Source organism: Lacticaseibacillus sp. 22 (genome assembly GCF_055413445.1).
This window is the reverse complement of the sequence record NZ_JBVAYD010000004.1, coordinates 43,066-57,136: the sequence shown is the minus strand read 5'-3', so window position 1 is coordinate 57,136 and position 14,071 is coordinate 43,066. Positions and strand designations below refer to the sequence as shown.

12 protein-coding genes and 1 tRNA gene are annotated in these 14,071 nt (G+C 47.7%); 4 read left to right on the top strand and 9 right to left on the bottom strand.

What is annotated here, in order from left to right; all coding sequences use genetic code 11:
* Positions 1-64: 64 nt before the first annotated feature.
* Positions 65-892 carry a LysR family transcriptional regulator gene (locus ACWP87_RS03340; protein ID WP_014570150.1) on the top strand — a complete coding sequence of 276 codons (828 nt, stop codon included), beginning with the start codon at positions 65-67 and terminating at the stop codon, positions 890-892.
* A gap of 66 nt (positions 893-958) precedes the next feature.
* Here ACWP87_RS03340 and ACWP87_RS03335 read toward each other — a convergent pair whose 3' ends face one another.
* The 3 genes from ACWP87_RS03335 to ACWP87_RS03325 all read right to left on the bottom strand — a co-directional run bounded on the left by ACWP87_RS03335 (position 959) and on the right by ACWP87_RS03325 (position 3,857).
* On the bottom strand, positions 959-1,930 hold the full coding sequence (locus ACWP87_RS03335) for a TDT family transporter (RefSeq protein ID WP_015765077.1): 972 nt from the start codon (positions 1,928-1,930) through the stop codon (positions 959-961).
* 423 nt (positions 1,931-2,353) lie between these two features.
* Complete coding sequence (locus ACWP87_RS03330; RefSeq protein ID WP_005716754.1) at positions 2,354-3,118, bottom strand: ABC transporter permease; 765 nt, start codon at positions 3,116-3,118, stop codon at positions 2,354-2,356.
* Positions 3,099-3,857 (bottom strand): ABC transporter ATP-binding protein, encoded by a 759-nt coding sequence (locus ACWP87_RS03325; RefSeq protein WP_005716755.1) that lies wholly within the window; start codon positions 3,855-3,857, stop codon positions 3,099-3,101. Before ACWP87_RS03325 ends, ACWP87_RS03330 begins: the two co-directional genes overlap by 20 nt.
* A 153-nt stretch (positions 3,858-4,010) precedes the next feature.
* Between ACWP87_RS03325 and ACWP87_RS03320 the strand changes: the two genes are divergently transcribed.
* On the top strand, positions 4,011-4,709 hold the full coding sequence (locus tag ACWP87_RS03320; RefSeq protein ID WP_005685185.1) for an ArsR/SmtB family transcription factor: 699 nt from the start codon (positions 4,011-4,013) through the stop codon (positions 4,707-4,709).
* A 143-nt stretch (positions 4,710-4,852) separates the two neighbouring features.
* Here ACWP87_RS03320 and ACWP87_RS03315 read toward each other — a convergent pair whose 3' ends face one another.
* From ACWP87_RS03315 to ACWP87_RS03300, 4 genes are all read right to left on the bottom strand, one after another.
* On the bottom strand, positions 4,853-5,500 hold the full coding sequence (locus tag ACWP87_RS03315; protein ID WP_005717293.1) for a CPBP family intramembrane glutamic endopeptidase: 648 nt from the start codon (positions 5,498-5,500) through the stop codon (positions 4,853-4,855).
* Between the two features lie 120 nt (positions 5,501-5,620).
* Positions 5,621-5,693 (bottom strand) — tRNA-Thr (locus tag ACWP87_RS03310).
* A 138-nt stretch (positions 5,694-5,831) separates the two neighbouring features.
* The gene (locus ACWP87_RS03305) at positions 5,832-7,433 is read right to left on the bottom strand and encodes an ABC transporter ATP-binding protein (RefSeq protein WP_029944053.1); all 1,602 of its coding nucleotides are present in this window, start codon (positions 7,431-7,433) and stop codon (positions 5,832-5,834) included.
* A 210-nt stretch (positions 7,434-7,643) separates the two neighbouring features.
* Positions 7,644-8,288 carry an HD domain-containing protein gene (locus tag ACWP87_RS03300; protein ID WP_005717291.1) on the bottom strand — a complete coding sequence of 215 codons (645 nt, stop codon included), beginning with the start codon at positions 8,286-8,288 and terminating at the stop codon, positions 7,644-7,646.
* Between the two features lie 151 nt (positions 8,289-8,439).
* Here ACWP87_RS03300 and ACWP87_RS03295 point away from each other — a divergent pair, with 151 nt between their 5' ends.
* Together ACWP87_RS03295 and ACWP87_RS03290 are read left to right on the top strand one after the other, a co-directional pair.
* Positions 8,440-8,856: a MarR family transcriptional regulator gene (locus tag ACWP87_RS03295; RefSeq protein ID WP_005714141.1), complete on the top strand. Its 417-nt coding sequence runs from the start codon at positions 8,440-8,442 to the stop codon at positions 8,854-8,856.
* 499 nt (positions 8,857-9,355) lie between these two features.
* Positions 9,356-11,884, top strand: coding sequence for an excinuclease ABC subunit UvrA (locus tag ACWP87_RS03290; protein WP_014570153.1), 2,529 nt, complete (start codon positions 9,356-9,358; stop codon positions 11,882-11,884).
* Positions 11,885-11,992: 108 nt separating this feature from the next.
* On the opposite strand, the gene ACWP87_RS03285 is transcribed toward ACWP87_RS03290, so the two are convergent.
* Together ACWP87_RS03285 and ACWP87_RS03280 are read right to left on the bottom strand one after the other, a co-directional pair.
* Positions 11,993-12,997 carry an aldo/keto reductase gene (locus ACWP87_RS03285; protein WP_005717289.1) on the bottom strand — a complete coding sequence of 335 codons (1,005 nt, stop codon included), beginning with the start codon at positions 12,995-12,997 and terminating at the stop codon, positions 11,993-11,995.
* 108 nt (positions 12,998-13,105) lie between these two features.
* The gene (locus tag ACWP87_RS03280; protein WP_005717288.1) at positions 13,106-13,918 is read right to left on the bottom strand and encodes a Cof-type HAD-IIB family hydrolase; all 813 of its coding nucleotides are present in this window, start codon (positions 13,916-13,918) and stop codon (positions 13,106-13,108) included.
* Positions 13,919-14,071: the final 153 nt, after the last annotated feature.

Here is a 14,071-nt window from a genome sequence, read left to right as displayed (position 1 = left end):
ATGATATTTTATTAACATCCTCGTTTAATTTAAAAACTTAATACAAACTCCGGAGGCCATTTGATTGTGTAACTTATTACGCACCTTCATGGCTGTCTATGAAACGCGCAGTTTTTCATTGGCGGCTGAGCATCTTTTTACGAGTCAACCCACCGTCTCCCACCACATTCAGCAGCTTGAACACGAACTCAATGTCACACTTTTTGAACGCAACAAGCGCAGCGCCACCGTGCCAACTACCGCAGCTGATATTCTGTACGATTTTAGCGGCAACATGTTAGCCGAATGGGACAAAACCAAACAAGCACTGCAAAACAGCACGGCGACAACCACGGTCACCTTGCATATTGGCATATCCCAAAGTGTCGCGGCCGTGCTGTTTCCTAGCTTAGCGCGCGATTTGAAGGCTGCTTTTCCCTACCTACAATTCGATGTAGCCGTCTTAAATTCCCTCCAGGTTGTGAATCAGCTGGAATCGCGGCGCCTTGATCTCGGCTTTATTGAACAGCCACTGACACTTAAAGGCGCTATCAGAACGACCTTGTGTTCCGATCAGCTCACGGTCTCGGGCTGGCCCACCGGTACCTGGATCACCCGCGAAGAAGGTTCCGGCATGCGCTATTACACAACTGCTTACCTACAAACAACCGGCATCACACCCAAACACCTGATGACCGTTAATAACAACGCTATGCTGCGGGCCTTGGTCCAAAATGGCGTGGGGCAGGCGCTATTATCCGATCGCATCGCTCCGCCTGACGCCCCGCAGCAAGCCATCGGGAAAAAGTTTCAACGGCATTTTTATCTGCTGCAGAAACCGAGTACTCACTGGCCGCATAAGCAAGCGATGCTGGATAAGATTATTGATCTGGCTAAATTAGCAACAAAATGATGCGCTGGATTTATGCTGTTTAAAGGCAGAAAAAACGTCACAAAAGCTGTCTCATCGCCTTTTCGACTATTCAATAACCTTCTGCGCGTCTTGAGCAGCAGCCTTAATCCCTTTTCGAATCCGCCGCAGAAAATGCAGATAATGACCGGTTACAAAGACTAGCATCAGCGTTGCCGCGATCCACTCACCCCATTGCAGGACACTCATCAGATCATGCACTGTGCCATTCTGGGCAAAAGCCGCAATATATTTGGTCAATGCGGTGGCGGAAATGACCAAAGGGAAAGTGAAGGCCGCAAAACTTGGATAAAACGACAACCGCGTATACTGCCGAATACTAACCAACGTAATGAAATATAAACTCTGCGCAAAAATCAGCATCCCCGTTGCCAGCCAGAAGTTAGGATGGTCAAAACTGGCCAGATAACCGGTCAGACACAGCGAGTCCGGGGCTGCCATAATGGTTAATAATGGCTGAGTCGCTTCGGGCAAAGGCACATGCCGTAACCGGTGAAGCACAAACGGAAACAAGGCAACATAAATCACCAACGCCATCCAGAAAAGCGGCTGACCTAGCGCCGGTACAAATTGACTGCTGGTCACCGGAATCACACCCAAGCCAACAAACGTGACAAACCAGCTCGGATAAATCATCTGCCATGCTTTCGGCTGTGGAATCAAATGCCGCAAAACAAAGAAAATCATCAACCCAAAGTGAATCGCCACCGCCATCAGCCAAACAATCGTCGCAACCGGCAACGGCATCCCCCAAGCAACAAAATAAGTGCACAAGATCATCAGCGTCATTGAAAAAGTTGGCGAAACCGAAGCAATAATCGGATCCTGCAAACTACCAGCAGCATGAAGCGGCGTCAAACAAAGCTTCAGCAAAACCAACCCAAACAACAACCCCGCTACGATCCCAGTCAAATCACCAACCAACTGCCAACCAGCTAATTTATACAAATTCCCCAACGAAGCCAACCCCAACGTCAACCCCGCCATGGGTAACGGTACCTGCTTTAAAAAATTACGCATAACATCCTCCTGAGCGCGAACCGGCGCGCTTAGGGATCGGAGTGTAAGCGGCCTTGGGCGTGATGGTCGGGCTTTGACCATTGCGACCAAGGTCCTTACACGCAGATCCCTGCACCGGTGAGCGCGTTATGAGCGTAAGCTGGCAAGCTTACGGATCGGAGTGCAAGCAGCCTTAAACGCACTGGCCGCACCTTGACCATTGCACCCAAGGTCCCCACACTCCGATTCCTACGCCAGCAAACGCATAATCAATCACATGCTCCCCAGTCTAACAAGAACAGCTAACATCAACCAAATGAATCTTTTGCATCGTTAATATTCATGAATCGAATATTAGCCTCAGAAAAAAAGCGCTGGTAAATCAACCTTTCGCTGATGCCAACGCCTATCGACTTGTTACTTGCCACCAGGACGACCATCAATTTAATAAACAAGCTTTTTTTCGACCAAGTTGATTGGAATTAGCGCAATTAGTAACAATACAACGAACAACCAAACCAGATTAGCCAATTGACCACTCAAATTACCATCAGCTAATCCGCGAATTAGGCCCACCGCATGGGTTAACGGCGAAAACCAGCCAACCTGTTTCAACCAGCTGGCCACATGATTCAACGGGAAAAACGTATTTGAAAACATAAACATGGGTTGAATAACCAACATCGTGTAATAGTTCAGATAATCTCTGGTGGGTGCCATCAGTGTGAAAGCCAGTCCCAAGAATCCAAACAGGGTACCTGTAATAAACAAAACCATTGGAATTAACATTGCCCAAAAACTGCTAATGGTTCCCATCAGTAGCGCCACTAGCATAAATAGTGTACCGAAGATGACGCTCCGGATACCAGCCCAAATAGCTTGACCGACAATGATATCCGGCAGGCTGATTGGACCAGTGCTCATTTCATAATATGTTTTGTCTAAATGCATCTGGATATAGGCATTAACCGTGCTTTCATTGTTGGACGCGTTCATCGCCGTCCCAGCAATCAAACCTAACGTAATAAATTTCAAGTAAGGCATCCCGTCTACTTGACCAACAAAACTGCCTAAGCCCAAACCCATCGCTACCAAATACAGGATCGGATCAAACAGATTAGGAAAAATAGAGATTTTAAACAACTTCTTGAAGCTCATCCAATCACGATAGATCACATGACCGATGCCTTTAATCTTGAGTTTGTTCAATATCTTCCCGCCCCTCATCAAAATTTGTCATTTTCAAGTAAGCCTCTTCCAGCGTGGCATAACCATACTTTAGCGGAAGTTCTTTAACAGGAGCTTCTGCTAAAGCGACGCCATGATCAATAATCATAACGTTGTCCGCCAACGTCTCGATTTCATCAACATAATGTGACGTGAGTAAAATGGAAACACCGCGTTTTTTTAAATCATTGATTCGGTGCCAAAAGACATGTCTTGATTGAATATCAAGCCCGGTGGTGGGTTCATCCAGAATGATCAGTTTGGGATCATTAATAAGCGCCCGCGCTAAGACTAGGCGGCGACGCATCCCTCCTGACAGACTGGTTGTTGCTTTATTTTGGTAATGAGACAACCCAACAAACTTTAACAATTGCTCTGCTTTTTCAGCTGCAGTTTTAACCGTTAAATCAAATAAGATACCATGAGCGATCATATTTTCTTTAACGGTCAGCGTCGTGTCCAGTAAGTCATCTTGCATAACCACCCCAATCGTCCTTTTAGCTAATCGAGGTTGTTTGACAATATCGATCCCGTTGATATAAATTTTTCCGGAAGTAATGGCGGTAGTCGCATAAATCATTTTTAAAGTTGTCGATTTACCAGCGCCATTAGGTCCCAAGACAGCTAACGTTTTCCCGCGATCCAAGGACAGTGAAATGCCTTTAACTGCCTCAAAGTTTCCATAACGCTTAACTACTTTTTCAACCTGTAAAATTTTCACAGCCGGACACCTCCACTAGCGAAACAAATATCGCTTTTCATGGGCTTAACTAACGCCCTTGTTCTAAATTTTAGGGCGCAGTCATTTCCATGCGCATCGAAATGTGGAATAATTAAAGTGCGGTTATTATTCGCCGATAAAGAGGTTCGTTTCATGGCAAAAGAATTACCTAACATCACCAAGATTGCAGTCGCTTTGTCCAATCACTCAAAAATGCTAGTTTTGGACAGTCTCATGGATAAACGCGGTCACACGCTTCTAGAAATAGCCCGCGAAGCCAACATTCAACCTCAAACTGCCAGTTATCACTTACAGAACTTCATTAACAATGGTTGGGTTAAAATGGAAAAATCCGGCCGCTTTCACTATTTCTTCTTAGTGAGTGATCAGGTTGCCGCACTCATCGAACAATTCAGTCCACTTTCACCATCAGCGTCAACCCATACCTTAACCAGAGCCCTTAAGGTTGATAAAATGCGGACTTTCCGTTCTTGCTACGACCATATGGCGGGAAAAATAGGCGTTTTGATTACCGATCAACTCTTGGCTGATCACCTCATTAGCGAAGAACCTCAAGCATATCAAGTCACGCCGGATGGTCTGAACTTCTTTGAAAAGGATTTGAATATTGATCTTGAAACCGTCCAAAAAAAGAAACGCCTCTTTACCGTTAAATGTCTGGACTGGAGCGAACGAAAACATCATCTCGGTGGTGCCTTGGGTAATGCCATTTTTGATGCATTTTCAAAGCAAGCTTTTGTTGAACGTGATCCCAACACCAAACGAGCGCTTTATCTGACAGCAGAAGGAAAGTATTTTCTACACACTGAATTGAACTGCCAATTTGAATAAACCGACCGGAACGTATAAAAGCCACCCATCGCAGAACAATGATGGGTGGCTTTTATACATTCATTAACGCTTTTAGCAATTCGGAATCTGCCCATAGCCAAGGAAGCTCACGCGGCAATGATCGGTTGCTAGGATCACGCTGCTTAAACCAATAAAATCGTCGCGTTATTCAGTATGTGCAAACCGATTGAATAGCGCATGTCCCGCGTACGCAGGTAGGTCCAGGCTAAGACAGCGCCAAGTGCGGCATAAATAAAAATATTGTAGTCAATGCGCGACCCCGCCACATGGGCAAAGCCAAATGCAAATGCACTCACCAACACGCTAACCCACTGCCAGGAACGTTTCTGCAATGAGCCAAAGCTATTCATCAAAAGACCACGGAATAAATATTCTTCGACAATGGGACCACCGACGACCGCCAGCAATTTAATCCCCCATGGATACGTGTGAACCAGTTTAATCAAATTACTCTGATTTGCTGCCAACGGTGCATCGGTTAATTGCATAATGAGTGAATTCGTCACCTGAATCAAAAGCAGTAAGCCGATGCCTTGCAAGACGACCGCAACGGGATGGGCAACTTTTAAAGGCGATTGCTGACGATATAAACGCCGGTAACAAACCATCAAGGCGGCAATCAATGCCCCGAATGCAATGATAAACGCCGCGATCGCACCGACCATCCCCCAGGTTAGTTCGCTGCGAACAAGTGCAAGTTCGGCCAGAGAGTAGAACAAGAAACCGACAATAACGCCAAAAATTTGAATGATGGAACGGAGGATTTGCAAAATAAACGATCCTTTCGTAGGCAGTCACTTGGACTGACGGATAACGATGTCACAACATTGCTAGCAACTTATAATAAAAAAAGCCCGACCAGATAACTATCTGTCAGGCATTTCATTTGCAGCCGTCTATCGGGCTTGAACCGACGACCTCATCCTTACCATGGATGCGCTCTACCGACTGAGCTAAGACGGCAAATGACTTGGTTGTTTAAAAACAACTGCCTAATTAATGTACACTAAATCGCCATTCCCCGCAAGCCCTTTTTGGAAAAATATCGCACCAAGCCATTTTCCAACTGCAAATTTCAAGCTGTTAGCAACGTCAACGGGTTCAAACCGTTACAATCTGATCAAGCTGATCTTTAATCTCCGGACGAAGGTTATGGGTCACCATGATCAATGTGGTCTTGGGTAACGCCACCAGTAATTTTTCGATGGCGAGTCCCGACTTAGGATCAAGCGCCGCCGTGCCTTCATCACTGATGATCACGTGGCTTTGGCGAATGAGGCCGCGCGCCAAGGCAATCCGCTGTTTTTGGCCGCCTGACAAGTCTGCCCCATTATGTTCCAAGACCGTATCAAGTCCCTGTTCCTGTTGCGCCATAAACGTTGTCAGCCACGCAGCTTCAATCGCATGCTGAACCACATCATCAGCTACCTGTTGTCCCAGCGTCAAGTTAAAGCGAATGGTGTCGTTGAAGATATAAGGTGCCTGATCAATATAGGTAATCTGATCCCGCAAAGAACGCGGATCAAGCATCTGATAATTTTGGGCGTCCCACGTGATTTGCCCTTGATAATCGGCTAATACATCACTAATCAGTCGCAACAAGGTGGTTTTCCCATGGCCGGATGGTCCGACAATGGCAATTTTCTTACCTGCCTTCAACGTCATCGTCACATCATTAAGTACCGGCTCCTTGCGATGCGGATAGGTGAAAGTGACATCCTGCAAATGAATACCTTCCTCCAAACCATTAACTGGCACTTTCGGTTTTTGCGGTGCTGGAATTGCTTTGGCAAACTTATCAAAAATCGGTGCGACTGATTTAACCGTGGTCAAGGCAAAACTCATCAAGGTTAAGCCACTGAAAGTCGTCCCGGCCACCGAATGAATCGTGACAACCGCCCCAACCGGAATCACGCGGTTATACGCCAGCAATCCGGCTTGGATCAGCAAGAAAAGTTGACTGCCCAGATTCACCAAATTGATCAAAAATTGCGTGGCCATATTGAATTGAATGTACCCCACTTGTGCGTGTCCGGCCGCATTCGATGCATGAAACACCCGATCCACCATGACGTGACGCCGATTCGCCATAAATAAGGTATTGAAGCCTTCAAGAATATCCGTAATCCGATTGGTCAGTTTCTCGTTTTCCTGACTCCATTTTGCCGCCGCAGCGCTTAGCTTTTTACGATAAATCATCGGAACCGTGATCAATAGCACCGCACAAACCAAGGTGGTGGCAAATAACGATGCTTGATAGGTCAATAGCACAAGAATACTAAGCACAACTTGCCAGCTCGCCTGAATGAGATAGCCCACATTGCGCAGTCCCTGGGTATTAATGGTATTGACATCGTTGGTCATCCACGAGGTATACACCGCATCCGACCGCGCATGGTACTGTTCAAACGGCATCGCAGCAATGCTCTTTGTTATTTCGGTACGAATGTCATTATTGAGCCGCCGTTGCAGTGACACCTGATAAATATTGGTCAGCGTCTGCATCACCAGTTGAAAGATAGTCGCTACCACCATCACAATCGCAGCAGTCACAAAGGCATTTACTTTAAACTGGGTCAACGCAGTAATCATATTCCCAGTAAAAATTGACACAGCAGTTAGCGCAGAAATTTCAAGCCCATACATCAAGATAAACACGCCAAACCGCCACTTAAGCCGGAAAAGATATTGTCGAAACGTCACAGCTGCATCCCCTTTAAAAGCACCCATTTAAAGTTGGAAAATAATGGTTTTCACCATGCTGTCCGTATTAGGCACACCGCTTCATCGCCAGACAATGTTTCATCCAACACCAAGCGTTGCAGCCAATTTCCACTTAATTATGAGTCTTTTCTGAGCAAGATTAGAATACCCAAATAATAGCATTACATTTTCAGAAAAACAATCGCACCATTAGCGTTCCCCCTGCCACTCTGCTTTAAATTCGTCCAAAAATGACAGCATCACTTGCTGCCGATACTCAGCAAGCTGTCTGGCTGCCGATGTATTGAGCTGATCCTTTAACTTCAATAGCTTTTCATAAAAGTGATTGATAACCGTGCTATCTTTTCCTCGGTAGCTGCTTGCGGTCAGGGTCGTTCTTGGCGCCAGTGCCGGATCATACATGCGACCGCCATGCGCACCGGCGTACATAAACGCGCGCCCGATTCCGATCGCGCCAATCGCGTCCAACCGATCCGCATCTTGCACCAACTGTCCTTCCACTGATAACGGTTGATGCTTGCTTAAATTTGCTTTGAACGACATGTGGTCAATAATTTCTGTCACTGCCTGAATCTGCACCTGCGTCAACCCAGCTGTAGCCATCGCTTGCTGTGCGGCTGCTTTTGCTGCGCCGACATCTGCCACCAACTTATCGTCATAAGTATCATGCATGGTTGCCGCAGCCACGACAACCGTTGCATCAACGCCTGCTGTTTTGGCAACCAGTTGTTTTGCATTCGCCACCACCCGTTCAATATGATCGAAGCCATGTCCACTATGATCCTGCGATGAAACTTTTTGCGCATATACCGTCAATATTTGCCAGTCAATCACGCTTCAACACTCCTTAGCTGATAATCATCAAAAATTAATGTGATGCCATGAACAATTTAACTAGTTATCCGCCCTAATTGTTGCGCCCCTTAACCTCAAGAGTTCATACTTAAAGTATAAAGAGGTTATGTAAAAAAGGGGGAACATGACGATGAAAAAGCAATATTTGTCGGCCAGCCAGTCGGTCAACCAATTTAATCGGCTTTTTTCACCGGTGTCAACGGCTGACATTCCATTGAATCAACAAAATCTGCTCTTTTGGATGGCAACCGATTCGACACCTCGAACACCAACGAATCTGGCCAAAGAAATGCATGTCACCAAGGCTGCCATTACCAAAGCAAGCGGTCCACTGCTCGAACGCGGCCTGCTCGACAAGCAACCCGATCCCGAAGACTGCCGCAGTTTCAAACTCGTACTAAGTGAAGCCGGCGAAAAGGCTGTCGAAGACTTGGGACCGGAATATTTAGGCAACCTCGAGCGTCTGTACAATGAGTTAGGTGAAAAGAAATACCTCAAACTCATCAAACTGCTCAGCCAGGCAACCGGCGTCACGGTAAAAGAATAGTTCGTCACCCATATTTGTAAAATCGCATACGCCTTACGCATCACCGCGTAAGGCTTTTTGGCATATTCCGATAAATTTGACGCCATGCTTACTGGCGAATGACAACACTGCGAACCCAGCTGTGTGCCCCAAGTTACTTTGTTCGTATGTAAAAAATAGAAAACAAGAGCTGGCGGAGCGGTGGCGGGCTCAGTGGTGAAATTGGTCTTAAGCGGAGTGGGCTTCTCCGCTTTAGACCAAGGCCGAGCTTTGAAACCGCGCATGCACTTTGCGGGTTCAAAGTCGTGCCCACCACTCTAGCTGCGCGGTCGCCATCCTGCCACCGCGGAGCCAGCTCGGAGTATCGGAAATCACTTAATTGGAGTAGAACCAAGAAAAAGTTGACGCTTAACCTAATCTAACCAAATTTGCCCCCTTCCCCAGCTGCGTTACAATAAACTCATCAGCCTTTTCAAACTGACTCACCGAAACGTTTTGTCTGCCAAAGGAGCGTGTTGCAATGGCAATTCCAGATCATATCAGTGTTCGGGGCGCGTATGTGAATAATTTGAAACATCTCAACGTCGATATTCCCTTAAATAAGCTTGTTGCGATCACCGGCCGATCCGGTTCCGGTAAAAGCTCACTGGCAATGGGCGTGCTGTACGCAGAAGGCATGCGCCGCTACATGAGTACGCTGTCCACTTATACTCGCCGACGCTTAGGCCAAACCAGCCCGGCTGCGGCAGATTCGGTCAAACATATTCCCAGTGCCATTGCGCTCAGACAGCGGCCTGTTGTTCCGGGAATTCGCTCAACAGTCGGCACCGCAACTGAAGCCCTCAACGTCATTCGCCTCATGTTTTCGCGCCTGGGCTCACCTGTTTGTCCCAATGGTCACCGCGTTCCACCGACACTCGATATTGCCAAAGCGATGGATCTGCCTAATGATGGCGAAAGCGGCATGGGGATGATCACCTGTCCCACATGCGGTGTCCACTTTATGGCATTTGCGGCTGAAGATTTTGCTTTTAACTCAACGGGTGCCTGCCCAACCTGTGGCGGTACGGGACAGGCGCGGACGCTTGCGGCCAATCGCCTCATCCCTGATCCAACTTTGACCATTCGCCAAGGCGCCGTGGCATCATGGCGGCTTCCGGGACGCAACTTCATGCCTTATGTGGCTCAAGCAATCGGTATTGATATTGACACGCCTTTTCAAGACTTACCCGAAGACCAGCAAGAACAGGTCTGGCACGGCCAACGCAAAAAGTATGCGATCAACATTCCAAGCAAAACCGGCAAGATTTTCCACATGGATCACGCCCAATATGAAAATGCTTTTAATGCCGTTGAAGATTCGCTAGCCACCACCAAAAACGAACGGGCAATTGAACGGTTAAATCGTTTCTATGAATTCGGCGTTTGTCCGACCTGCCACGGCAGCCGATTCGCACCCAAACTGTTAGCCCAGCATCTGGTCGATCAAAACATCGCCCAAGTCAGCGACATGACGCTCACACAACTAACTGCTTTCATCCCGAAAATTTACCAGTGGCTGCCAGCTAACATGCAAGCCTTGGCGCACGATATTATCAAAGAGCTGACCCAACTGCTTAAACCAATCATGGATCTAGGCTTAAGTTACCTCACGCTGAGTCGGGCCGCTGCTTCGCTTTCAACCGGCGAATTGCAACGCATTCAGCTTAGCCGCACCTTGCGCACCGAAACAACCGGCGTTCTTTATGTCCTTGATGAGCCTTCCATCGGTTTGCACGCTGCCAATGTCGCCGGTTTATTGGAAGTCATGCATGGCTTGGTCGATCAAGGCAATTCGTTAGTCGTCGTTGATCACAATACCGCCATCATCAATGCCGCCGATCAAATCATCGAAATCGGACCCGGAGCCGGAGCTGACGGTGGCCAGATTCTTGATCAAGGCAGTCCGGCCGAAATTAGTCACGATGCTAAGTCGTTAATCGCACCGTTTTTAACTGGCAAAACGCCTTTAATCGTCCGTCCACAAGCCGGCAGTGCGGCCATTGCCAAAGCCAAGCAACTGCATCTCACGGTCACGAATCGGTTTAATCTTCATCATCTGAACGTCCAATTCCCGATTAATTGTTTCTCGGTGGTGTCCGGATTCTCCGGTGCGGGCAAGTCCACCTTGATTTTCGATGCGCTAGTGCCGGCACTTTCCGCAACCAAAGATCAGCCTGCTCCCACGTTTGTCCGCGATCTAAAAACCGGTGGCATTCGGCATGTGGTCGCCATTGACGCGACGCCGGTTGGCAAAAATGTCCGCTCAACGGTCGCCACCTACACCGATATTCTGGATCATTTGCGGCATCTTTTCGCCAGCTTACCTGCTGCTAAGGCCAAGCACTATACCAGCAGCCATTTTTCTTACAATGTCAAAGCCGGCGCCTGCCCAACCTGTGGCGGCACCGGGGTTATCAATCTGGACATCCAGTATTTACCGGACATGCAACAAACCTGCCCCACCTGCCACGGCCGACGTTACAATCCAGAAGTGTTGAAAATCAAATGGCACGAGCGGAGCATTGCGGATTTACTCGACCTCGATGTGGACACAGCACTCACCGTTTTTAAGGACGAACCGACCATCGTCCACACCTTACAAACCTTGCACGATATGGGCCTGGGCTATTTGCATCTTGGCGAAAGCACGCCGACGTTATCCGGTGGTGAAGCGCAACGCCTCAAACTTGTTGCCCACATGGGACGCTCGCAAAAAGACACGCTTTTTGTCTTCGATGAACCTTCAGTCGGTCTGCATCCGCTCGATGTTCAGACCCTTGTGGCGGTGTTCCAGCGACTGTTACAAACCGGCGCCACCGTCATTGCCATTGAGCACGACTTAGATGTTATTGCCAACGCTGATTACGTCTTGGACCTCGGACCAAAAGGCGGTGCAGAAGGCGGACACGTCATGGCAGCCGGCACGCCGCAAGCCATTGCCAAACAAGGTCATGGAGAAACGGCAAAATATTTAGCGGCACATCTTGCTGCTTTTCATGTGGATTGAGAGCACCTGTCAAGCATTGTTCCTCAAAAATAAAACAGCTCCGGAGTCAAAAAACACTCCGAAGCCGTTTTTTATACTTACGCTTAGCCTTTTACAGCCAAACGTCAACTAAGCATTTAAAATATCATCAATTTGTTGAATCTCTTCAGCAGTAAAGGTCAGATGTTCCGTTGCTTTAAGGTTATCCTGAAGGTGTTCAACTGAGGTCGTCCCAATGATCACACTTGTGACAACCGGATCCCGTAACAACCACGCCAAGGCCATTTGACTCAGGGTTTGGTCACGATCATGCGCAATTTCATTAAGCGCATTTAGTTGCTTAACCACAGCCTCTTTGCCCTTAGCAAAAGTGGCCTTGTTGGTTGGATGGATTTTGAAAGTATCCGGAATTCCCTTTAGGTAGCGATCTGATAACAAGCCTTCTGATAACGGTCCGTATGCAATCAACCCGGCACCATCAGCTTTTAATGCATTGATCAAGCCGGACGTTTCAGCGGTGCGATTAAACATGTTGTAACTGTATTGATTCAGTACAAAAGGCGTGTGCAAATCTTTAAACATCGCAATTGCTTCTTTGGTCTGCTTCGTATCATAGTTGGAAATACCAATATACAACGCCTTACCGTCACGCACCGTTTGATCCAGCGCATTTACCGTCTCTTCCAAGGCCACGGTATCGTCAAATCGGTGGGCATAGTAAATATCGACATAATCCAACTGCAAGCGCTTGAGTGAATCATTCAAGCCTTGAATAACTGCTTTACGCGACGTCCCGACACCGTATGGACCAGGGTGAATCTCATAACCCACCTTGGTACTAATCACCAATTCGTCCCGATACGGTTTTAAATCCGTGGCCAGAATCTGCCCCAGTAACCTTTCACTAGAGCCAAATCCCGGTTCACGATCACCATTACCATAATGATTAGCGACATCAAAATGAAAAACGCCACGATCAAACGCATCCAAAATCACCGAACGTCGCGGGCCAAATGGATCCAAGTTGCCATAATGCTGCCACAATCCCAACGAAATAACCGGCAACATCAACCCTGTCTTACCAGCATGGCGAACCGGCATTTTCTCATAACGATCAGCTGCTGCATGATACATCATTAACGCCCTCCTCAAACGACCGCAAAATAAAAACGTTTACCATCTCTATGGTGGCAAACGTTTCGCTAACAATCAACCAGAAACCCCACTTTTTACGGAAAAAGCTCACTTCTCAAAAAAATCCGTTAAAAAGTTCGCCACGCCGTCATCCACATTAGTATCGGTGACATACCGAGCAACACGTTTCACTTCAGGCACAGCATTACCCATTGCGACACTGATCCCGGCAGCTTGCAACATACCCAAGTCGTTCAAGCCATCGCCAAAAGCAATGGTGTGCGCAGCGTCAATGCCGGTTTTCGCCTGCAATTCACGCACGGCATTGGCTTTGTCGACATGCTGAGGAATCAATTCCAGATTCGTGTGTTCAGACGCAGAGACATGCAAAACGTTGCGTGCCTCTAATGCGGTCTTACCGGCTGCCAATGCCTGTGAGTCACTCGGTCCGAAAATAATGCCATTCGTGATTGTTGCAGCATGGGTTAATAATGCCGCTGCTGACGGTAAGGCAACCACCTCGATCGCGACTGAACTCGGTGCAAACCGCCGCGCTGCTGCTTCAATCGCTGGCGGCAAGGTTCCGGTGAAATAAACCGTGTCATCGCTGAAATACAACGCATTGAGTCCAAGATCGGTTGCCACTTCTTCAACCGCAGTCAACGCCGCCGCCCCCAATGTGTGATGGACCCGCTCACCGGAAAAGTCATAAACCGCACCATTTGACGCAATAATGTTGGCATAAGGTTGAAATTGATGGGCAACCACTTCTGCCAGTGCATGCATGCGCCCCGTCGCAACGTAAAACGCTGCTCCGGCTGTTACTGCATTGGCGATTGCCTGCGTTGTCTTTTCGGTCACGTCATGATGATTGGCAGTCAATGTCCCGTCAATATCGCTGACGATTAAATATTGCGTCATAATGTTCCTTTCTTGTCTGTAAACCATGCTGCTTACCGTTTAGCCGTTGTAGATCAAAGTGCTGATGATACCAAATCAGCCATAGAAACTGGATTCGTCTCTATGGCTGATTTAAGCCTGATCTGCCTGCCATCTAAAAATCGTCCGAAAACA